The organism is Enterobacter sp. C4G1 (assembly GCF_052886895.1).
In genome coordinates this window covers 51,944-71,576 of the sequence record NZ_JBQVVV010000001.1, presented here as the reverse complement: position 1 = coordinate 71,576, position 19,633 = coordinate 51,944, and the positions used below count along the sequence as shown (strand labels likewise).

Below are 19,633 nucleotides of genomic sequence, written 5' to 3'. Positions count from 1 at the left end.
AGGGCTGCACGTTCTATCCCAGATCGGCCATCAGCACTTTTGAACGGCGCTGATAGTTGTACATCTCTTTTTTACTTTCCGGCAGGGAATCAATATCCACAGGCGTAAAACCACGCTCCTGGAACCAGTGGATACTGCGGGTGGTGAGAACAAACAATTTACTCAGGCCAATCTGGCGTGCCTGCACCGCAATGCGCTCCAGCAGCATTTCGCCGCGTGATGAGCTGCGGTAGTCAGGGTGCACGGCAACGCAGGCCATTTCACCGATCTTCTCTTCCGGGAAGGGATAGAGTGCGGCGCAGGCGATGGTCAGGTTGTCGCGTTGAATAATGGTAAATTTGTCGATCTCCATTTCCAGCTGCTCGCGAGAGCGACGCACCAGAATACCTTGCTGCTCCAGCGGGCGGATCAACTCCAGAATACCGCCAATATCATTGATGGTGGCGCGACGAATTTGCTCGGCGCTCTCCATCACAATCTGCGTACCGATACCGTCACGGGAGAACAGCTCCTGCAACAGCGCGCCATCTTCCTGGTAACTGATGAGGTGGCTACGGCGCACGCCGCTGCGGCAGGCTTTTACCGCCCCACGCAGAAAACGCACCGTGCCGGAATGGTAATCGCTTTTCGCTTCCAGCTCTTCGACACGGGCCTGCGCTTCGTTCGGGAATAATTCCGGTACAATTACGCCTTCATCGTTAACAACACCCTGTGAGGAGCAAAAGCCAATCATTTTTTCCGCTTTTAGCTTGATAGCCAACTGGGTGGCTATTTCTTCTGAGGTGAGGTTAAAACTTTCACCGGTCACGGAGACCGCGACTGGCCCCATCAGCACGATTGCGCCGCTGTCCAGCTGGCGGTGAATGGCTTCTTCATCAATACGACGAATACGACCGCTGTGGCAATAATCCACGCCATCGTCCACGCCGAGCGGCTGCGCGATAATAAAATTGCCGCTGACCACGTTAATATGCGCACCCTGCAATGGGGTGTTGTTCAGGCTCATGGATAAACGCGCCGTGATATCTAGCTGCAAAAGTCCGGCGGCCTGTTTTACCAGTTCGAGGGTTTTCGCATCTGTTACGCGGGTGTGTTTGTGGTAAATCGGCTCATGATGATGTGCGGCCAGATTGGCATCGATTTGCGGACGCGCACCATAGACCACAACCAGACGAATGCCGAGGCTGTGCAATAAGCCAATATCATTGACAATACTGGAAAAGTTTTCATGCTCGATGGCTTCACCGCCAAGCATGATGACAAACGTTTTTCCCCGATGGGCATTGATATAGGGAACAGAATGGCGGAATCCCTGGACCAGTTCGGTTCTACGTTCCTTCACCATGACACAACCCTTAATGAATGTTTATTCGTAATTTGTGTATTTTTATTCGATTGTGGCCGCGCGCGCAAGCCTAAATTTTCCGCGAAGCATAGAAATTTATAAGTAATGCGTGCGTTAACGTATGATTGTTTACCCTTTTATAGATGACAGTTTATGCGTCATTCGTTAAAGTTTTCGGTCAATTTGGGCGTTTATTTTTCAATTTGATTTCTTGCTCGGGAGAAGCATGTCGGGATCCAAATCAACAATAAGCCGCCGCCGCTTGTTACAAGGGGCCGGGGCGATGTGGTTGCTTAGCGTCAGTCAGGTTGCGTTTGCTGCTGTCAGTCAGGTGGTGGCGGTGCGTGTCTGGCCGTCGTCAACCTATACACGTGTGACTGTCGAATCTAATCAGGTGCTGAAGTATAAGCAGTTTGCGCTAAGCAACCCTGAACGTGTCGTGGTGGATCTCGAAGGTGTTAACCTGAACTCCGTCCTGAAAGGGATGAGTGCGCAGATCCGCGGCGACGATCCCTTTATCAAATCTGCTCGAGTGGGGCAGTTTGATCCGCAAACCGTGCGTATGGTGTTTGAGCTTAAGCAGAACGTTAAACCGCAGCTCTTTGCTCTGGCACCGGTTGCCGCATTTAAAGAGCGCCTGGTGATGGATCTCTATCCGTCGAATGCCACGGATATCCAGGATCCGCTGCTGGCACTGCTGGAAGATTACAACAAAGGCGATCTCCAGCGTCAGGTTCCGCCTGCGCAAAGCGGGCCGCAGCCTGGTAAAGCCGGGCGCGATCGTCCGATTGTGATCATGCTTGATCCGGGGCACGGTGGAGAGGACTCCGGCGCGGTTGGGAAGTATCACACCCGTGAAAAAGATGTGGTGCTGCAAATTGCGCGTCGTCTGAAGGCCCTGATCGACAAAGAGGGCAACATGCGCGCTTACATGACGCGTAATGAAGATATCTTTATTCCACTGAAAGTCCGTGTGGCAAAAGCGCAAAAACAGCGCGCGGATCTGTTCGTATCTATCCACGCCGATGCCTTTACCAGCCGTCAGCCCAGTGGTTCTTCGGTGTTTGCACTGTCGACCAAAGGGGCAACCAGTACCGCAGCGCGATACCTGGCCGACACGCAGAACGCCTCTGACCTGATTGGTGGTGTGAGCAAAAGCGGCGATCGCTATGTCGACCACACCATGTTCGACATGGTGCAATCCCTGACCATTACCGACAGCCTGAAATTTGGTAAAGCGGTACTCGGCAAGCTTGGCAACGTCAACAAACTGCATAAAAACAGTGTGGAGCAGGCCGGTTTTGCGGTGCTGAAGGCGCCTGAAATACCGTCTATTCTGGTCGAAACGGCGTTTATCAGTAACGTTGAAGAGGAGCGCAAGCTCAAAACGGCGAAGTTCCAGCAGGAAGTGGCGGAATCGATATTGTCGGGAATTAAAGCCTATTTCTCTGACAGCGCAACGCTCGCCAGAAGAGGGTAGTGACTGATGCCGGGGCATTACCCGGCAAATTCACTTATTACAGATACAAAAAAACACCCATAAGGGTGTTTATTGTTTTAGAAGTGTTGGTTGCGGGGGCCGGATTTGAACCGACGACCTTCGGGTTATGAGCCCGACGAGCTACCAGGCTGCTCCACCCCGCGTCCGTCTTCTGCTTTTAGCAGAACTTACTTCTTCAAATTTGATTGGTTGCGGGGGCCGGATTTGAACCGACGACCTTCGGGTTATGAGCCCGACGAGCTACCAGGCTGCTCCACCCCGCGTCCGTCTTTTTGCTTCGTATTTCAAATCACATCTGCGTTGGCTTTCCTCGTTCACCTCAGTCACTTACTGGAGTAAGCTCCTAAGGATTCACTGCGTCGCCGCCTTGCTGTGATTCGAACTACTTAACAAAAATCTCTTCTATCATAGAAGATACTTCATCAAATTTTAATTGGTTGCGGGGGCCGGATTTGAACCGACGACCTTCGGGTTATGAGCCCGACGAGCTACCAGGCTGCTCCACCCCGCGTCCGTGGATGCGCACTATACGCGGATAGCATTGTGATGCAACCCCTTTTTACGTAATTGATGAAATTTGTATGTAAATTGAACGACATCGCATCCTATGGACTATTTTTTGCGCAAAATTTGCCAAAGGGCATGTGATTGCATTTCATTAGCCCTGGTGGTTTGTTATCTTCATCACGCGGATAAGGGCAACTTAAAGACGAGATATAATGAAAGGACGTTGGGCGAAGTATCTAATGACAGGCGCAATGGTAGCTATTCTTGCGGCCTGCTCTTCCAAACCGACCGATCGCGGTCAACAGTATAAAGACGGGAAATTGTCCCAGCCTTTCTCTTTAGTTAACCAACCCGATGCCGTAGGCGCACCGATTAACGCCGGGGATTTCTCCGAGCAGGTCTATCAGATCCGCAGTGCGTCGCCGCGTCTGTATGGCTCACAGAATAACGTTTACAGTGCAGTACAGGACTGGCTTCGTGCGGGCGGCGACACGCGCAATATGCGCCAGTTTGGTATTGATGCCTGGCAGATGGAAGGTGCAGATAACTACGGCAACGTCCAGTTTACTGGCTACTACACGCCTGTCATCCAGGCGCGACACACCCGTCAGGGCGAATTCCAGTACCCTATCTACCGGATGCCACCAAAACGTGGGCGTTTACCGTCCCGTGCAGAGATTTACTCGGGTGGCTTAAGTGATAGCTATGTGCTGGCCTACAGTAACTCCCTGATGGACAACTTCATCATGGACGTGCAGGGCAGTGGTTATATCGATTTTGGTGATGGTTCTCCGCTTAACTTCTTCAGCTACTCCGGTAAAAACGGACATGCCTACCGCAGTATCGGCAAAGTGCTCATCGATCGCGGTGAAGTGAAGAAAGAAGATATGTCGATGCAGGCTATCCGCGAGTGGGGCGAAAAACACAGCGAGGCCGAAGTGCGCGAGCTGCTGGAGCAAAACCCATCCTTCGTCTTCTTCAAACCGCAGAACTATGCCCCGGTGAAAGGGGCAAGTGCCGTACCGTTGATTGGCCGTGCTTCTGTGGCATCTGATCGTTCAATTATTCCGGCGGGTACCACGCTGCTGGCGGAAGTGCCTCTGTTGGATAACAACGGGAAATTCAGCGGCCAGTATGAATTACGCCTGATGGTTGCCCTGGATGTCGGTGGCGCGATCAAGGGTCAGCATTTCGATATTTATCAGGGGATTGGCCCGGATGCTGGTCATCGTGCTGGCTGGTATAACCACTACGGACGCGTCTGGGTGCTGAAAGCGGCAGCACCGGGCGGCAACGTATTCAGCGGCTGATTATGGTATTCTGATCGGAATACGGATTACTGTTCAGGGTGAGGGATAACCTCACCCTTTTTACATCTGAGGTTTTATGTCTGTGGTAATCAGCGATGCGTGGCACCAGCGTTTTGGCGGTACGGCACGTTTATATGGCGAAAAAGCCCTGCAACTGTTTGCAGATGCGCACATGTGCGTAGTGGGGATCGGTGGTGTCGGCTCCTGGGCGGCAGAAGCGCTGGCCAGAACCGGTATTGGTGCCATCACATTGATTGATATGGATGATGTCTGCGTCACCAACACCAACAGACAAATCCACGCTCTGCGGGATAACGTAGGTCTTGCCAAATCTGAGGTGATGGCCGAGCGTATTCGTCTGATCAACCCTGAGTGCCAGGTCACGGTGATTGATGATTTCGTGACGGCAGATAACGTTGCTGAGTACATGAGTAAAGGCTATAGCTACGTAATTGATGCCATCGACAGCGTGCGTCCAAAGGCGGCGTTGATTGCTTACTGCCGTCGCTACAAGGTTCCGCTGGTGACAACCGGTGGCGCGGGTGGGCAAATCGACCCGACGCAGATCCAGGTGGCTGATCTGGCGAAAACGATTCAGGATCCTCTGGCGGCGAAACTGCGCGAGAGATTAAAAAGCGACTTTAACGTCCTGAAAAACAGCAAAGGTAAGCTGGGTGTGGACTGCGTATTTTCGACAGAAGCGCTGGTTTACCCACAGGCTGACGGGTCTGTTTGTGCCATGAAAAGCACAGCGGAAGGGCCAAAACGGATGGATTGCGCTTCCGGTTTTGGCGCGGCCACCATGGTGACCGCGTCCTTTGGCTTTATCGCGGTGTCGCACGCGCTGAAGAAAATGATGGCAAAGGCGGAGCGTCAGGCCTGAGCCTGTCGCGCCGCGTCCTGCACCGCTTCGCTAAGCGCGGTCAACCCCTGACTGCGCGAGGCGCTAAGCTGCGCACGCAGGCCCAGCTCATCAAACAGCGTTAAGGGTGAATGGGCCAGCAGTTGCGCGGCGCTTTTGCCTTCGACGGCGGTCAGCAGTACCGCCAGCAGGCCACGAACGATACGGCCTTCGCTGTCACCAAAGAAATGCAGCGTTTCGCCGGTAGTGCTAAACCCCAGCCAGACGCGATTTTCACACCCGGCAATCTCTTTTGCCTGTGCCCGAAGCGCGTCTGAAAGAGCAGGTAACTGTTTACCCAGCATAATCAGCTGACGGTATTTATCTTCCCACTGGGTAAGTGGGGCGAAGGTCTGTTTTAGCGTCTCTTCTGTGATGACGGTACCAAACGGGTGTCCGGCTAAAGCGGGGCTAGTCATTAATCCACCAGTAATTCAAGGGCGCGGTCGACGGCTGCAACCAGCGCTTCGACATCGTTTTTTGTATTGTACGGAGCAAAAGAGGCACGCAGCGTACCGCTGACGCCCAGTGCGGCCAGTAACGGTTGTGCGCAATGCTGTCCGGCGCGTAAGGCAATGCCATATTCGGCAAGCAGTGTCACCATATCGCTGTGATGAACACCTTCAAAATCAAAGGCTAACAGACTTGAATCCTGAAGGCGAAACGACCGGAATCCCGGGCGCTTTTTGAGTTCTTCTTCCGCAAGGGTTGCCAGTCCGCGGCTCCAGCTTTCAGCCTGGACGATGTCCGTTTCGCCAAGCCACTCCAGCGCCGCGCTTAGCCCAATAACCCCCGCCACATTGGGGGTGCCAGCTTCCAGTCGGTAAGGAATGTCCTGAGTTTTAAAGCCATCGAACGTGACTTCGGTAATCATCTTGCCGCCGCCAAGCCACGGTGTCATCTGCGCCAGCAGCTCAGGTTTGCCATACAGGGCGCCAATGCCGGTCGGCCCGTAGAGTTTGTGCCCTGAAAATGCATAGAAATCGATATCGAGTTTTTGTACGTCTGCCGGAAAGTGCACAACACCCTGCGCACCATCAACCATGACCACCATGCCGCTGGCATGGGCGGTGGTAATGGCACGCGCTAAATCCGGGCAGCCACCAGTGACATTAGACATCTGCCCCAGCGCCAGGATCCGGCTGCGGGCGGTGATAAGCTCGGGCAAACGAGCCATATCGGGCAGATTATCGGCACCCAGCGGCAGCCTGATGACACGTGCCCCGGTTTGCCCGGCAACCATCAACCAGGGAACCAGGTTGGCATGGTGTTCAGCTTCACTGACGATAATCTCGTCGCCGGGTTGCAGGAGCGGTCTGGCGTAACACTGGGCAACCATGTTTATGGCTTCTGTGGTTCCGCGCGTCCAGACGATATTTTTACCGCTTTCGGCATTCAGCAGGCGCGCTACCTGATCGCGGGCGGCTTCATAGCGCGCGGTTAAGCGTTGTGCTTCGGCAAACTGACTGCGGTGGACGTTACCGGCACTCAGGCTATAGAACTGCTCTGTTGCCTCGATAACCGCCAGTGGCTTGAGCGCGGTTGCAGCACTATCAAGGTAAACACCGGCATCGGCCAGCGCCGGAAACTGTTCGCGAAAATGTGCGGGACTGAAAGCGTTCATGGAATTCCTCATTTCTGTCCTTAGATCGTCGCGCAAATTTGGCGGCAGGGCAAGGTCGTTAAAGGAAACGCAGGGGGAGAAAGCCAGGAGGTAAAAAATGGACAAAAAAAAGCACCGCAAATCGGCGGTGCTACATTAATCACTATGGACAGACAGGGTAAATGTACAGGAAGTGAAAAATTGGTAGCGTTGCTACCGTGGTCTGAATAGCAGACCAATTGCAAACACAACAACACAACATCACAACCGTAAGCCAAAAGCCTTTTAGAACACGCATTCCAAAAAAAGCTTTTCGTTCCGGCTCAGGAAGTGCCGCCACTATAGGTATTTGCTGGTAGTTCCTCAACGGACAAATTATAATGTCTCAGATAAAAAAAACTAATAGGTTAAACGTTGTTTCCTATATGTTAAATTTCGTTAACATCTAAGCCAGATAACCATGTCGAAGCGATTACCACCCCTTAATGCATTACGTGTTTTTGATGCAGCAGCACGTCACCTGAGTTTCACCCGCGCAGCAGATGAGCTTTTTGTGACACAGGCCGCAGTAAGTCACCAAATCAAGTCTCTGGAGGATTTCCTGGGGCTTAAGCTGTTTCGTCGTCGCAACCGTTCGTTGCTTCTGACGGAAGAGGGGCAGAGCTATTTTCAGGATATTAAAGAGATTTTCTCCCAGCTCACTGAAGCCACGCGCAAGCTACAGGCACGCAGCGCTAAAGGCGCGCTAACCGTAAGCTTATTGCCCAGTTTTGCGATTCAATGGCTGGTGCCCAGACTCTCAAGCTTTAACTCAGCTTATCCGGGAATTGATGTCCGAATCCAGGCTGTAGACCGTCAGGAGGATAAACTGGCGGATGATGTCGATGTGGCGATTTTTTATGGCCGTGGCAACTGGCCGGGTTTACGTGTCGAGAAATTATACGCAGAATATCTGCTTCCGGTCTGTTCCCCGATTTTACTTACCGGCGATAAAGCATTGAAAACGCCATCAGATTTGGCGCTACATACCCTTTTACACGATGCTTCTCGTCGGGACTGGCAAACTTATACGCGCCAGCTAGGTCTTAATCATATAAACGTGCAGCAAGGCCCCATTTTTAGCCACAGTGCGATGGTGTTACAGGCTGCGATTCACGGGCAGGGTGTGGCGTTGGCAAACAACGTCATGTCTCAGTCCGAAATTGAGGCAGGGCGTCTGGTGTGCCCTTTTAATGATGTTCTGGTCAGCAAGAATGCGTTTTATCTGGTTTGCCATGACAGCCAGGCAGAACTGGGTAAAATAGCCGCCTTCCGGCAGTGGATCCTGGCGAAAGCGGCGAGCGAGCAAGAAAAATTCCGCTTCAGATATGAACAATAACTTTTTGTGTGCAGGGCACGCATAACTTTAGGACCGAAACATGACCAGCCGATTCATGCTGATTTTTGCCGCGGTGAGTGGCTTTATTTTTGTCGCACTGGGCGCCTTTGGTGCGCATGTGTTAAGCAAATCCCTGGGGGTTGTGGAAATGGGCTGGATCCAGACCGGCCTCGAATATCAGGCGTTCCACACGCTGGCTATCTTCGGACTGGCCGTGGCGATGCAGCGTCGTATTAGTATCTGGTTTTACTGGAGCAGCGTCTTCCTGGCGCTGGGTACGGTGCTGTTCAGTGGCAGCCTGTATTGCCTGGCGCTCTCGCATTTGCGCCTGTGGGCGTTTGTTACACCTGTCGGCGGCGTAAGTTTCCTGGCCGGTTGGGTATTAATGTTTATCGGAGCTATCCGTCTGAAACGCAAGGGCGTTGTTCATGAATAAGGTTGTTTTATATTGTCGCCCGGGGTTTGAGAAAGAGTGCGCCGCGGAAATTACTGATAAGGCTGCACGCCGCGAAGTGTTCGGTTTTGCTCGCGTTAAAGAGAACGCGGGCTACGTGGTGTTTGAATGTTATCAGCCTGAGGATGCGGATAAGCTGGCACGTGAGTTGCCGTTCAGTTCGCTTATTTTTGCACGTCAGATGTTTGTTGCGGGAGAACTGCTGAAAGATCTTCCGCCTGAAGACCGCATTACACCTGTTGTGGGCATGTTGCAGGGCGTAGTCGAGAAGGGCGGCGACCTGCGCGTTGAGGTGGCAGACACTAACGAAAGCAAAGAGCTGATGAAGTTCTGCCGCAAGTTCACCGTTCCGCTGCGCGCTGCACTTCGCGAGGCCGGGATCCTGACAAACTACGAGACGCCGAAACGCCCGGTGGTGCATATCTTCTTTATTGCACCGGGCTGTTGTTATACGGGGTATTCCTACACCAATAATAACTCGCCGTTCTTTATGGGCATCCCGCGTCTGAGGTTCCCGTCCGACGCCCCCAGCCGTTCGACGCTGAAACTGGAAGAGGCGTTTCACGTCTTTATTCCAGCGGATGAGTGGGACGAACGTCTGGCAAACGGGATGTACGCCGTCGATCTCGGTGCGTGCCCGGGTGGCTGGACCTATCAGCTGGTGAAACGCAACATGTGGGTCTCTTCTGTCGATAATGGCCCTATGGCGCAAAGCCTGATGGATACCGGGCAGGTGACCTGGCTGCGCGAAGACGGTTTCCGTTATCGTCCAACCCGTAACAACATCTCATGGATGGTGTGCGATATGGTAGAGAAGCCAGCGAAAGTTGCTGCGCTGATGGCATCCTGGCTGGTGAACGGCTGGTGCCGTGAAACGATTTTTAACCTCAAATTGCCGATGAAAAAGCGCTATGAGGAAGTTTCTCAGAACCTGGCGTACATTCAGGAGCAGATGGATGAGCACGGTATTAACGTGGTCATCCAGGCGCGTCAGCTGTATCACGACCGCGAAGAGGTGACGGTGCACATTCGTCGCTGGTGGGCGGCTGTGGGCGGGCGTCGCGACGAGCGATAGTCCCCTCATCCTAACCCTCTCCCCATTGGGGAGAGGGTATTAACTGCGCTCTAACCGCAGTTGCTGCAAATTCCCGTCCAGCTGCAAATCCGTCTGTAATGTCGCCACATCCCGGCAGATAAATGCCATCTCTTTATGCGCTTCCAGCTTCTTACGCCATTTTTCTGGTACGTCTTCCAGTCGGGCATAAATCCCCTCCAGACTCTGAAAATCAGTCAGGAGTTGAGCGGCACTCTTTGGCCCGATACCGGCAACACCGGGCACCTTCGAGCTGCTGATCCCCGCCAGGCCCCAGTAATCAGGAAGTTGTTCAGGCGAGACGCCAAACTCGCTGGTGATAAACGGCGCATCAAGCCAGCGTTTTTGAAAGTAATCACGAATACGGATCGTGGGGGAGAGCAACTGACAGTAGCCTTTGTCAGTTGAGACAATCGTCGCCTGATGTCCGGCGCTTGCGACCTTTACCGCAAGCGTTGCCGCCAGGTCGTCTGCTTCACAGCCCTCAGCGCCCCAGCAAGGGACGCCACGCTGTTCAAAGGCGGCGCGGATTGCGGGCATTTCGGCGTGCAGATCGTCTGGCATCGGCGCGCGCCCGGCTTTGTAGTCGGGCAGTCGTTGGTGGCGCCAGCCTGTATTTCGGGCTTCGTCGTCAAACACCGCAACCACATGGGTTGGCTCACTGTGGCGGATAAGCTGCTCCATAGCGTGCAGACAGGTGTCTTTACAGGGGGTGCCCTGCACCGCATGGATACGGCGAATCAGGTTAAGTGCGTCGACGATAAGCAAATGAACAGCCACAGATAATCTCCCTTAAATCTACTGAGTAAAGGGTAACACTGTCGGCAGGATGAAACGAATAGTGCGGGGGAAAACAGGAAGAAGCCTCGCAAAACGAGGCTTCTTAAGCGGTTTAATCGCAGGTCACGATCTTCATCGCCAGGCCACCGCGAGAGGTTTCACGGTATTTGGCGTTCATATCTTTACCTGTCTCGTACATGGTTTCGATAACCTTATCGAGACACACGCGCGGCTCGCTGGTACGACGCAGCGCCATTCGTGCCGCATTGACTGCCTTAACAGAAGCAATCGCGTTACGCTCGATGCATGGCACCTGAACTTGCCCGGCGACAGGGTCACAGGTTAGCCCCAGATTGTGCTCCATGCCGATTTCGGCGGCGATGCACACCTGAGTCGGGCTCGCGCCCAGTAGTTCAGCCAGGCCCGCAGCCGCCATTGAACAGGCCACACCGACTTCACCCTGACAGCCCACTTCCGCACCGGAAATTGAGGCGTTCATCTTGTAGAGTGAGCCGATGGCACTGGCAACCAGCATATAGCGCGCCAGAGAGTTGGCGTTCACTTCACGGATAAATTTGTCGTAGTAGGCAAGCACGGCAGGAACAATACCGCACGCACCGTTAGTCGGTGCTGTAACCACGCGGCCACCTGCGGCGTTCTCTTCGTTTACCGCCAGCGCGAACATGTTAATCCAGTCGACAACGGCCATTGGGTCAGTGGTGGTTTTGTCGGTGCTGACCAGCATCCGGCGCAGCGCTGCCGCACGGCGCGGTACACGCAGTTTGCCTGGCAGAACGCCTTCGGTGGTGATCCCGCGCTCGATACCGCCGCGCATCACTTCCCAGACGTTAGCGAAGTGTTGCTCTAGCTCTTCTTTGCTGTGCAGCGCCAGTTCGTTTTTCATCATCAGGCCAGAGAGCGACAAACCCGTCTCCTGGCAGTGACGCTGTAAATCCGCCGCGTTTTTGTACGGATACGGTACTTCAACAGCAGAATTGTTGGTCTGGCCAAAATGGTCTTCGTCGACGATAAAACCGCCGCCGATGGAGTAATAGGTCTGGCTATAGACGGCGTTATCGCCGGCCAGTGCGGTAATTCGCATCCCGTTTTCGTGCAGGGAGAGATTGTCGGCATGGAAGTTCATGCACCGATCAACCGGGAATTCCACTTCGTGCTCGCCGTTCGCCAACAGCAAACGACCGTGAGTATTTACGTCCTGGATGAAACCAGGGATCGCGTCAATATCAACGGTATCCGGCAGGTTTCCCGCCAGACCCATGATGATGGCGATATCGGTATGGTGGCCTTTACCCGTCAGGGAAAGGGAACCGTATACATCGACAACCACGCGGGTTACGTCGTGCAAAATGCCGCGTGCAATCAAGTCATCCGTGAATTGTTTACCGGCTTTCATTGGTCCGACGGTGTGAGAGCTGGAAGGACCAATACCGATTTTGAAGATATCGAATACGCTAATCATGATGCGTCCATTGCTATCAGTCAGGAGGGAGGAGTGCGCCGCCCGAAGGCGGCGCGGGAGATAATCAGAACATGGTGTACAGGGAGTAGAAGATCGCAGAGATAGCGATAAGTCCCATGATGACAATGAAGATGTTGCTGACCTGGCCGCTGTACTTACGCATAGCAGGTACTTTCTGAATCGCATACATCGGCATCAGGAACAGAATCATTGCGATAACCGGGCCACCCAGGGTTTCAATCATGCCCAGAATGCTTGGGTTCAGCGTGGCAACAGCCCAGGTGCTCAGCAGCATGAACAGAGCGGTCATTTTGTTCAGTTTGTTGATTTCAATGCTCTTGCCTTTACCGCGCAGAGATTTAATCACCATGCCGTTGAAGCCTTCACGTGCGCCCAGATAGTGGCCCAGGAAGGATTTGGTGATTGCGATAATCGCGATGATTGGCGCCATCCAGGCGATAACCGGTGCGTTAAAGTGGTTAGCCAGGTAAGACAGGATCGTAATGTTCTGCTCTTTCGCTGCCGCCAGGTCGGCTGGAGACAGGCTCAGTACGCAGCTAAATACGAAGAACATCACGGTCAGAACCATCATTACGTGAGCGCGAGCCAGGATGCTGGAGCATTTCTTCTCTGCACCATTTCCGTACTCTTCACGCTTCGCCACGGCGAAGGAGGAGATGATTGGCGAGTGGTTGAACGAGAACACCATCACAGGGATTGCCAGCCACAGGGTCATTAGCAGGCCGTTGCCGGTCGCGGATGCACTGCTCAGAGACAGGGTTTCCAGAGCCGCACCGTTCCACTGTGGGATCAGGTAGCAGGCCAGCACCATCAGGGCAATCACAAACGGGAACACCAGAATGCTCATCGCTTTAACAATCATCTGCTCACCGAAACGCACGATGGTCATCATGCCAACGATCAGGATCAGCGACAGAATGGCACGCGGTGGCGGCGTCAGGTGCAACTGGTGTGTCATGAAGCTTTCAACGGTGTTGGTGATTGCCACGCTATACACCAGCAGAATTGGGTAAATCGCGAAGAAGTAGAGCAAGGTAATCAGTTTGCCTGCGCCAATACCGAAGTGCTCTTCAACCACTTCAGTGATGTCTTCACCCGGATTTTTACCGGACAGCACAAAACGGGTCAGACCGCGGTGTGCGAAGAAGGTCATCGGGAAAGCGATGATGGCCATGATGATCAGCGGGATCAGACCGCCGACACCTGCGTTGATAGGAAGGAACAGTACACCAGCGCCGATTGCTGTGCCGTAAAGGCCAAGCATCCACATGGTATCCGTTTTGCGCCAACCACTTCGGGATTCAATCGAAGCAACGGTGCTGGTTTGAGTGGTTTCCATCTGTATCTCCTGGAGGAAGCGAATTGTCAGGTTTTTAGTCAAATCCGATGAAAAAGTGCCTGACGGTAATATGAAATTCGTTCAGTGACGGTTTTTTAATAATTTTTGCCCGTAACTATTGGCGGGCGGAAAGATACATTCTAGTTATGAATCTATCAGTGATCCTGATCCCAAATGCAATAATCCACTTTTGATATGGATATCTTTAGACCATTTATCTGTTAAAAAAACATCAAAGAGAATTTACGGGCGCGAAGGCTACCATTAACAACATGTAGCCTGAAAGACTGACCAGTGAGTTAGGAGTCTTACGCTGTAAAGAAGAGGCTTTTTAGTGTTTTCTGACGAGTAATTTGGATTAAGGCTGATAATTTACGGTCTGAAAATCGAGGTAATCGTTTGCGTTGGTTTAAATTATGTAAATCACATAAGAGATAAGTATGAGTTGTAACGGTAATAAAAAAAGCCGGATAGCGCTTCAGCACTATCCGGCTTGATGGACGTCACTTGCAGGAGTTACGTGCAAATCTCGTAGCAAGGTATGTAGGCTGAACCCGGCAGCTTCATGCGGTGTTGAGCGACAAAGCCCTGTAGCATGTCATCCATGCGGCGCATCATCTCGGGGTCACCGTGTATCTTATAAGGGCCAAACTCTTCGATAGCGCGGATCCCCATCTCTTTGACGTTACCCGCAACGATACCGGAGAAGGCGCGTCGTAAATCGGCCGCCAGAACTTCAACCGGCTGATCCGGGTACAGTTTCAGGTTGGCCATATTCTCGTGAGAAGGTTCGAACGGGATTTGCAGCTCCGGCGCAATACGGATTGACCAGTTGAAGCTGTAAGCATCACCGGTATCGCGACGGTTCTCTTTGACCAGCGGCATGGCTTTCTTCATCTGACGCGCTACTTCCGCCGCATCATCAATGATAATGCGATAGTGACGGCGTGCAGATTCACCGAGCGTATGCACGATAAACTCATCCAGAACGCGGAAGTAGTCAGCGCTCTCTTTTGGCCCGGTCAGGATCAACGGCAATACCTGATCTTTGTTGGCCGGGTTCATCAGAATCCCCAGCAGATAAAGCAGCTCTTCCGCCGTACCCACACCGCCAGGGAAGATGATTATCCCGTGGGCGATACGGACAAACGCCTCAAGACGTTTTTCGATATCCGGCATGATAATCAGCTCATTGACCAGCGGGTTCGGTGGCTCGGCCGCAATGATGGACGGCTCGGTCATCCCGATAAAGCGCCCCTCTTTATAGCGTTGTTGCGCGTGGCCGACTGCCGCCCCCTTCATTGGCGCCTCCATGGCACCCGGGCCGCAGCCGGTACAGATGTTCAGTTCACGCAGGCCGAGCTGGTTCCCCACCCGACGGGCGTAGAGATATTCGGTTTCGTTAATCGAGTGACCACCCCAGCAAACGACCATATTCGGCGCTTCACCCACGTGCAGGGCACGGGCGTTACGCAGGATAGAAAAGACCAGGTTAGTGATGTGAACAGAGCTTTCCAGGTCAAGATGCTGGAAACGGCCCGCGTTGTGGATTTGCCCGTTAACAAACAGGATATCGCGCAACACCGCGAACAGGTTTGCCTGGAGTGAGCGAATAATTCGCCCGTCGACAAAGGCCTCTTCCGGTGGGTTGATGACTTCAAGTTTTACACCGCGCTCACGGCGCAGCACGTTGATATCAAAGCTTTCGAAACGGGACAGCAGTTCTTTACTGTTGTCTGTCAGGCTTCCGGAGTTCAGTACGGCAAGAGAACAATTACGAAACAGTTGATAAAGATCGCTACTGGCCGTGCGTTTAAGCATGTCCACTTCCAGCTGCGACAACATATCCATTGAGCCAAGTGGGCTAATATGTGTAATCAAGTGAGCTCCTTACGGGACGATTATCGTCTTTCCCTGTTGATTACAATAGCCCTGGCTTATGAGGTTTCACAACAGTTTGGGCGGAATACCGCCCGCATATTGTGAAAATATTTATATTACTGACGCACCAGACGACCGGTGGCAGGCACAAAATCGGTATTGGTGCGCCACGGGTTAATGTCCAGGCCGCCACGGCGGGTATAGCGGGCATAAACGCTCAACTTCTCTGGCTGACAGAAACGCTGAATGTCATTGAAGATGCGCTCTACGCACTGCTCGTGGAATTCGTTGTGATGGCGGAATGACACCAGGTAGCGCAGCAACTTTTCCCTGTCGATCTTCGGCCCGCGATACTGGATCTGCACTGAACCCCAGTCTGGCTGATGGGTTATCAGGCAGTTGGATTTCAGCAGATGGCTGACCAGCGTCTCTTCCACGACTTTGCCACTGGCTGCGTTTTCCAGATAGTCGGTGCTGAACTCGTAGTTATCAATCTCAATATCCTGCTCGTCGATACAGGTTCCATTGAAGTGGGCAACAGGCTGGCCTTCCAGCTCATGCAGACGATACAACGATACTGTGACGTCGCCTTTCGCACAGGCGCGTAAATCGCGCTCCAGGGTGTGCAGCACATCTTCCCAGCTGTCGAATCGGGTCTGGTTAAAGCTGTTGAGGTACAGCTTGAAGCTTTTGGACTCCACCAGATTAAGGCTGGCGTAATCCAGCTCCACATGGCCTACGGCCACCTGTGGCAGGCCGCGCGCATTCAGCCAGGAGAGTTCGTACAGTGTCCAGATATCACCACCCACAAATGGCAGTGCATCGGCGTGCAGTCCAAGCGGATCGCGGTTCAAACTGCGCGGCACACCCTGCAACAGGGTTGCATCGTAGGTGTCGCGGTAATCGGTCGATTTCCCCAGCGTTAAGCCCGTTAACGCCTGATGATTTTCGTAAGACATGTTTCATTGCCACTTTGCGGGTACACTTAAGGGCTGAGTTTATCCTGTCTTACGAGAAGAGAGAAATCGGTGGATATCGAAACTGCAAATGCCCTGACCACATTTACAACTCGCTACTGCGATGCATGGCAAGAAGCGAAAGGAACATGGCCGCAAAGCGCTGACTTATATGGCATTCCTTCACCATGTGTCATCTCGACTCTGGACGATTGCGTTATCTGGCAACCGAAGCCGTTCACCGTGGAACCCAATGTAAATGCGGTTGAACGCGCAATGGACATTGTGATACAACCTGCGCTTCATACGTTTTACACCCTGCAATTCGCAGGGGATATGAATGCCCGCTTTGACGGCTTACCGCTGACACTGTTGCAGACGTGGAGCGAAGATGATTTGCAACGTGTTCAGGAGAACCTGATTGGTCATCTGGTCACGCAAAAGCGCCTTAAACTTTCTCCGACCCTTTTTATAGCCACGCTCGACAGTGAACTGGACGTTATCTCCGTCTGCAATCTGTCTGGTGAAGTGATTAAAGAGACACTCGGCACCCGCAATCGCGACGTTCTCGCCCCTTCACTTGCGGATTTCCTTACCCGGCTTGAGCCTCTTCTGTAATCCATCATGCTATAGCGTGTGTGAGAGATCTCTTACAAGGTTTGTGAGAGATCGGCGCGTCGTTAAGTTAAATCCCATCCGCATTTTGTTGTTAACTTTATTATTTTCAATGAGATAGTCAATTTCTTGTGTTGAGATGAGTCTTACAGCGCTTACAGAGTGGGTTGTAAGACGAAGCGGAATAGCGGATTCTATCTCTGTCGACAGGACGCCGACACGAGATACGAACATCAGGATGATGGCGTTTCTCACACAGGACACGTCAGGATGGCGCTTCAGGAAGGCTTCAGGATGAAGCAAAAGGATCACGCAGGACGCGTAAAGGACACCTCCAGGAAGGAGAATGAGAACCGGTCAGGATGGGCGGTGGGTCAGGAATACCAGGACGTTTCAGGATGAAACATTCACGTCAGGATGATGTGAGCAGGATGCAAAGGTTTACGGATGACCAGGCCTTCGGGCTTCAGGAAAAGTTGTCACGGATGAGCAGGGAGCACGAATTGTAGCTGGAATGCTGCGAAACGAACCGGGAGCACTGTTTATACAGTGCTCCCTTTTTTTATTTCCCCCTTCGGCAGTGTTATGCTTCGCGCCATTGTGTTTTTCGGTCGAGGTTTTCATGACGCGTCACGACAACGTGCGTGCCCAACTGCACGCCATCGAAGCAGTATTACGTCAGCATCAGCTCTGGCAGGCGGTATCTCCGCAGCCGGAAGCATTCTCTAGTACACAGCCTTTCTGCCTGGATACGCTTGAACCTTTTGAGTGGCTGCAATGGGTCCTTATCCCGCGTATGCACGCGCTGCTGGATGGTGGTCATTCTCTCCCTCAGGCTTTTGCTGTGTCGCCGTATTATGAAATGGCGCTGGATGCCGCACATCCGGCGCGCGAAATACTCCTGATTGAGCTGGAACGTCTGGATACGCTGTTTGCAGGTGATGATGAATGACGCTTGAAATCCTGTACCAGGATGAATGGCTGGTGGCGGTGAATAAACCTTCAGGCTGGCTGGTTCACCGTAGCTGGCTCGATCGCGACGAAAAAGTGGTGGTGATGCAGACCGTGCGCGATCAGATTGGTCAACATGTGTTTACCGCGCATCGCCTGGACAGGCCAACATCCGGCGTATTGCTGATGGGGCTTTCCAGCGAGGCAGGGCGGCGGTTGTCACAGCAGTTTGAACAGCATCAGATCCAGAAACGTTACCACGCGATTGTGCGCGGCTGGCTGACAGACGCCGCCCGGCTGGATTATCCGCTGGTGGAAGAGCTGGATAAAATTGCCGATAAATTTGCCCGCGATGACAAAGGCCCGCAACCTGCGGTGACGGATTATCGCGGCATGGCGACCACAGAAATGCCGGTGGCCACCAGTAAATTCCCTACCACGCGCTACAGCCTGGTTGAGCTTTTGCCCAAAACCGGGCGCAAACACCAGCTTCGCCGTCACCTGTCACACCTGCGTCACCCAATCATTGGCGACAGCAAGCACGGTGATTTGCGCCAGAACCGCAGCGCGGCCGAACATTTTGGCTGCCATCGTCTGATGCTGCACGCAAGCGAACTGAGCCTTACGCACCCGTTTACGGGTAAACCGTTAACAATTCATGCTGGGCTGGACGATGTCTGGATGCAGGCCTTGTCACAGTTTGGCTGGATGGGGCAACTCCCCGAAAATGAAAGGGTTGAGTTTGTGTCAGGCAGCGTTCAGGATGAACAGCAATAGCAAAAATTAACGGAGCAAAACATGGCTGAAGTCGGCATTTTTGTTGGCACGATGTACGGTAATTCACTGCTTGTGGCAGAAGAAGCCGAAGCGATCCTCGCAAACCAGGGCCATAAGGCCACGGTGTATGAAGACCCGGCGCTGGACGACTGGAAAAAGTACCAGGACAAATACATCCTGGTGGTGACCTCTACCACCGGACAGGGCGATCTGCCGGACAGCATTGTTCCGCTTTTCCAGGGGATCAAAGACCAGCTTGGCTATCAGCCGGACGTTCACTACGGCATCATTGCCCTGGGGGACAGCTCCTATACCAATTTCTGCGGCGGCGGCAAGCAGTTCGACGCCCTGTTGCAGGAACAAAGCGCTCAGCGCGTGGGTGAGATGCTGCTGATTGATGCCGGTGAACATCCTGAACCGGAAAGCGAATCAAACCCGTGGGTTGAACACTGGGCAACACTGCTTAAATAGTTTTGTAGTTTGTAGGCCGGGTCAGGCGAAGCCGCCACCCGGCGAGACCTACCTCTCAAAATCCTCATTTCCGTGAAGTACCTTCCAGTGGTTTGGGCTTATGCCACAAACAACCTCTTACCATGCCGACAATGTTGTGTTCATGCACGGTGAGGGAACGCGTGACTCCTTCATATACTTTCCCCGTCAGTTACTAAAAAGGCAGTGCTTCACTATAAAACGGCGTTAAGCCGTACCAAAACTGCTAAACACTAACCTCATTCTGATTAC

18 protein-coding genes and 3 tRNA genes are annotated in these 19,633 nt (G+C 53.0%); 10 read left to right on the top strand and 11 right to left on the bottom strand.

Annotated features, from left to right (window positions below):
• Positions 1-13: 13 nt before the first annotated feature.
• Positions 14-1,345, bottom strand: a complete 1,332-nt coding sequence (gene argA / locus ACT9TW_RS00345) for an amino-acid N-acetyltransferase (RefSeq protein ID WP_182062281.1) — start codon at positions 1,343-1,345, stop codon at positions 14-16.
• Between the two features lie 226 nt (positions 1,346-1,571).
• Here argA and amiC point away from each other — a divergent pair, with 226 nt between their 5' ends.
• Positions 1,572-2,825, top strand: coding sequence for an N-acetylmuramoyl-L-alanine amidase AmiC (gene amiC / locus ACT9TW_RS00340; protein WP_446491400.1), 1,254 nt, complete (start codon positions 1,572-1,574; stop codon positions 2,823-2,825).
• Positions 2,826-2,912: 87 nt separating this feature from the next.
• Here the strand turns inward: amiC and ACT9TW_RS00335 are convergent.
• The 3 genes from ACT9TW_RS00335 to ACT9TW_RS00325 form a co-directional block, all read right to left on the bottom strand.
• Positions 2,913-2,989 (bottom strand) — tRNA-Met (locus tag ACT9TW_RS00335).
• Positions 2,990-3,032: 43 nt separating this feature from the next.
• Positions 3,033-3,109 (bottom strand) — tRNA-Met (locus ACT9TW_RS00330).
• Positions 3,110-3,280: 171 nt separating this feature from the next.
• Positions 3,281-3,357 (bottom strand) — tRNA-Met (locus ACT9TW_RS00325).
• Between the two features lie 208 nt (positions 3,358-3,565).
• Here ACT9TW_RS00325 and mltA point away from each other — a divergent pair.
• Together mltA and tcdA are read left to right on the top strand one after the other, a co-directional pair.
• On the top strand, positions 3,566-4,663 hold the full coding sequence (gene mltA / locus ACT9TW_RS00320; protein ID WP_182062280.1) for a murein transglycosylase A: 1,098 nt from the start codon (positions 3,566-3,568) through the stop codon (positions 4,661-4,663).
• A 76-nt stretch (positions 4,664-4,739) separates the two neighbouring features.
• Entirely contained in the window at positions 4,740-5,546 is an 807-nt protein-coding gene (tcdA, locus tag ACT9TW_RS00315) for a tRNA cyclic N6-threonylcarbamoyladenosine(37) synthase TcdA (RefSeq protein ID WP_446491399.1), read from the top strand.
• On the opposite strand, the gene csdE is transcribed toward tcdA, so the two are convergent.
• A complete protein-coding gene (gene csdE, locus ACT9TW_RS00310; protein WP_446491398.1) occupies positions 5,537-5,983 on the bottom strand; it encodes a cysteine desulfurase sulfur acceptor subunit CsdE in 447 nt (148 codons plus the stop codon). The genes tcdA and csdE overlap by 10 nt on opposite strands.
• Positions 5,983-7,188 (bottom strand): cysteine desulfurase CsdA, encoded by a 1,206-nt coding sequence (csdA, locus tag ACT9TW_RS00305; protein ID WP_446491397.1) that lies wholly within the window; start codon positions 7,186-7,188, stop codon positions 5,983-5,985. Before csdA ends, csdE begins: the two co-directional genes overlap by 1 nt.
• 439 nt (positions 7,189-7,627) lie before the next feature.
• On the opposite strand from csdA, the gene gcvA reads away from it, so the two are divergent.
• The 3 genes from gcvA to rlmM are packed head-to-tail and all read left to right on the top strand — an operon-like array spanning position 7,628 to position 10,074.
• Positions 7,628-8,545, top strand: coding sequence for a glycine cleavage system transcriptional regulator GcvA (gcvA, locus tag ACT9TW_RS00300; protein WP_446491396.1), 918 nt, complete (start codon positions 7,628-7,630; stop codon positions 8,543-8,545).
• Positions 8,546-8,585: 40 nt separating this feature from the next.
• Positions 8,586-8,981 carry a DUF423 domain-containing protein gene (locus ACT9TW_RS00295; protein ID WP_003862756.1) on the top strand — a complete coding sequence of 132 codons (396 nt, stop codon included), beginning with the start codon at positions 8,586-8,588 and terminating at the stop codon, positions 8,979-8,981.
• Positions 8,974-10,074 (top strand): 23S rRNA (cytidine(2498)-2'-O)-methyltransferase RlmM, encoded by a 1,101-nt coding sequence (gene rlmM / locus ACT9TW_RS00290; RefSeq protein ID WP_182062275.1) that lies wholly within the window; start codon positions 8,974-8,976, stop codon positions 10,072-10,074. Before ACT9TW_RS00295 ends, rlmM begins: the two co-directional genes overlap by 8 nt.
• A 39-nt stretch (positions 10,075-10,113) precedes the next feature.
• Here rlmM and xni read toward each other — a convergent pair whose 3' ends face one another.
• The 5 genes from xni to queF form a co-directional block, all read right to left on the bottom strand.
• Positions 10,114-10,872, bottom strand: a complete 759-nt coding sequence (gene xni, locus ACT9TW_RS00285; protein WP_182062274.1) for a flap endonuclease Xni — start codon at positions 10,870-10,872, stop codon at positions 10,114-10,116.
• 112 nt (positions 10,873-10,984) lie between these two features.
• A complete protein-coding gene (locus tag ACT9TW_RS00280; protein ID WP_446491395.1) occupies positions 10,985-12,352 on the bottom strand; it encodes an L-serine ammonia-lyase in 1,368 nt (455 codons plus the stop codon).
• A gap of 64 nt (positions 12,353-12,416) precedes the next feature.
• The gene (locus ACT9TW_RS00275; protein ID WP_446491394.1) at positions 12,417-13,712 is read right to left on the bottom strand and encodes an HAAAP family serine/threonine permease; all 1,296 of its coding nucleotides are present in this window, start codon (positions 13,710-13,712) and stop codon (positions 12,417-12,419) included.
• Between the two features lie 516 nt (positions 13,713-14,228).
• Complete coding sequence (gene ppnN / locus ACT9TW_RS00270; protein WP_182062271.1) at positions 14,229-15,593, bottom strand: nucleotide 5'-monophosphate nucleosidase PpnN; 1,365 nt, start codon at positions 15,591-15,593, stop codon at positions 14,229-14,231.
• Positions 15,594-15,709: 116 nt separating this feature from the next.
• Positions 15,710-16,552, bottom strand: a complete 843-nt coding sequence (queF, locus tag ACT9TW_RS00265) for an NADPH-dependent 7-cyano-7-deazaguanine reductase QueF (protein ID WP_446491393.1) — start codon at positions 16,550-16,552, stop codon at positions 15,710-15,712.
• A gap of 69 nt (positions 16,553-16,621) precedes the next feature.
• Here queF and syd point away from each other — a divergent pair, with 69 nt between their 5' ends.
• The 4 genes from syd (at position 16,622) to ACT9TW_RS00245 (ending at position 19,363) form a co-directional block, all read left to right on the top strand.
• A complete protein-coding gene (gene syd / locus ACT9TW_RS00260; RefSeq protein ID WP_446491392.1) occupies positions 16,622-17,167 on the top strand; it encodes a SecY-interacting protein in 546 nt (181 codons plus the stop codon).
• Between the two features lie 619 nt (positions 17,168-17,786).
• Positions 17,787-18,116: a YqcC family protein gene (locus ACT9TW_RS00255; RefSeq protein WP_446491391.1), complete on the top strand. Its 330-nt coding sequence runs from the start codon at positions 17,787-17,789 to the stop codon at positions 18,114-18,116.
• Entirely contained in the window at positions 18,113-18,892 is a 780-nt protein-coding gene (truC, locus tag ACT9TW_RS00250; protein WP_446491390.1) for a tRNA pseudouridine(65) synthase TruC, read from the top strand. The genes ACT9TW_RS00255 and truC overlap by 4 nt, the downstream gene beginning before the upstream one ends.
• 21 nt (positions 18,893-18,913) lie before the next feature.
• Positions 18,914-19,363 carry a flavodoxin gene (locus ACT9TW_RS00245; RefSeq protein ID WP_446491389.1) on the top strand — a complete coding sequence of 150 codons (450 nt, stop codon included), beginning with the start codon at positions 18,914-18,916 and terminating at the stop codon, positions 19,361-19,363.
• Positions 19,364-19,633: the final 270 nt, after the last annotated feature.

Excerpts from the sequence above, each read along its gene's own strand:
- argA (WP_182062281.1), bottom strand. The coding sequence starts at position 1,345 with ATGGTGAAGGAACGTAGAACCGAACTGGTCCAGGGATTCCGCCATTCT.
- amiC (WP_446491400.1), top strand. The coding sequence starts at position 1,572 with ATGTCGGGATCCAAATCAACAATAAGCCGCCGCCGCTTGTTACAAGGG.
- mltA (WP_182062280.1), top strand. The coding sequence starts at position 3,566 with ATGAAAGGACGTTGGGCGAAGTATCTAATGACAGGCGCAATGGTAGCT.
- tcdA (WP_446491399.1), top strand. The coding sequence starts at position 4,740 with ATGTCTGTGGTAATCAGCGATGCGTGGCACCAGCGTTTTGGCGGTACG.
- csdE (WP_446491398.1), bottom strand. The coding sequence starts at position 5,983 with ATGACTAGCCCCGCTTTAGCCGGACACCCGTTTGGTACCGTCATCACA.
- csdA (WP_446491397.1), bottom strand. The coding sequence starts at position 7,188 with ATGAACGCTTTCAGTCCCGCACATTTTCGCGAACAGTTTCCGGCGCTG.
- gcvA (WP_446491396.1), top strand. The coding sequence starts at position 7,628 with ATGTCGAAGCGATTACCACCCCTTAATGCATTACGTGTTTTTGATGCA.
- ACT9TW_RS00295 (WP_003862756.1), top strand. The coding sequence starts at position 8,586 with ATGACCAGCCGATTCATGCTGATTTTTGCCGCGGTGAGTGGCTTTATT.
- rlmM (WP_182062275.1), top strand. The coding sequence starts at position 8,974 with ATGAATAAGGTTGTTTTATATTGTCGCCCGGGGTTTGAGAAAGAGTGC.
- ACT9TW_RS00280 (WP_446491395.1), bottom strand. The coding sequence starts at position 12,352 with ATGATTAGCGTATTCGATATCTTCAAAATCGGTATTGGTCCTTCCAGC.
- ACT9TW_RS00275 (WP_446491394.1), bottom strand. The coding sequence starts at position 13,712 with ATGGAAACCACTCAAACCAGCACCGTTGCTTCGATTGAATCCCGAAGT.
- queF (WP_446491393.1), bottom strand. The coding sequence starts at position 16,552 with ATGTCTTACGAAAATCATCAGGCGTTAACGGGCTTAACGCTGGGGAAA.
- ACT9TW_RS00255 (WP_446491391.1), top strand. The coding sequence starts at position 17,787 with ATGACGCGTCACGACAACGTGCGTGCCCAACTGCACGCCATCGAAGCA.
- truC (WP_446491390.1), top strand. The coding sequence starts at position 18,113 with ATGACGCTTGAAATCCTGTACCAGGATGAATGGCTGGTGGCGGTGAAT.
- ACT9TW_RS00245 (WP_446491389.1), top strand. The coding sequence starts at position 18,914 with ATGGCTGAAGTCGGCATTTTTGTTGGCACGATGTACGGTAATTCACTG.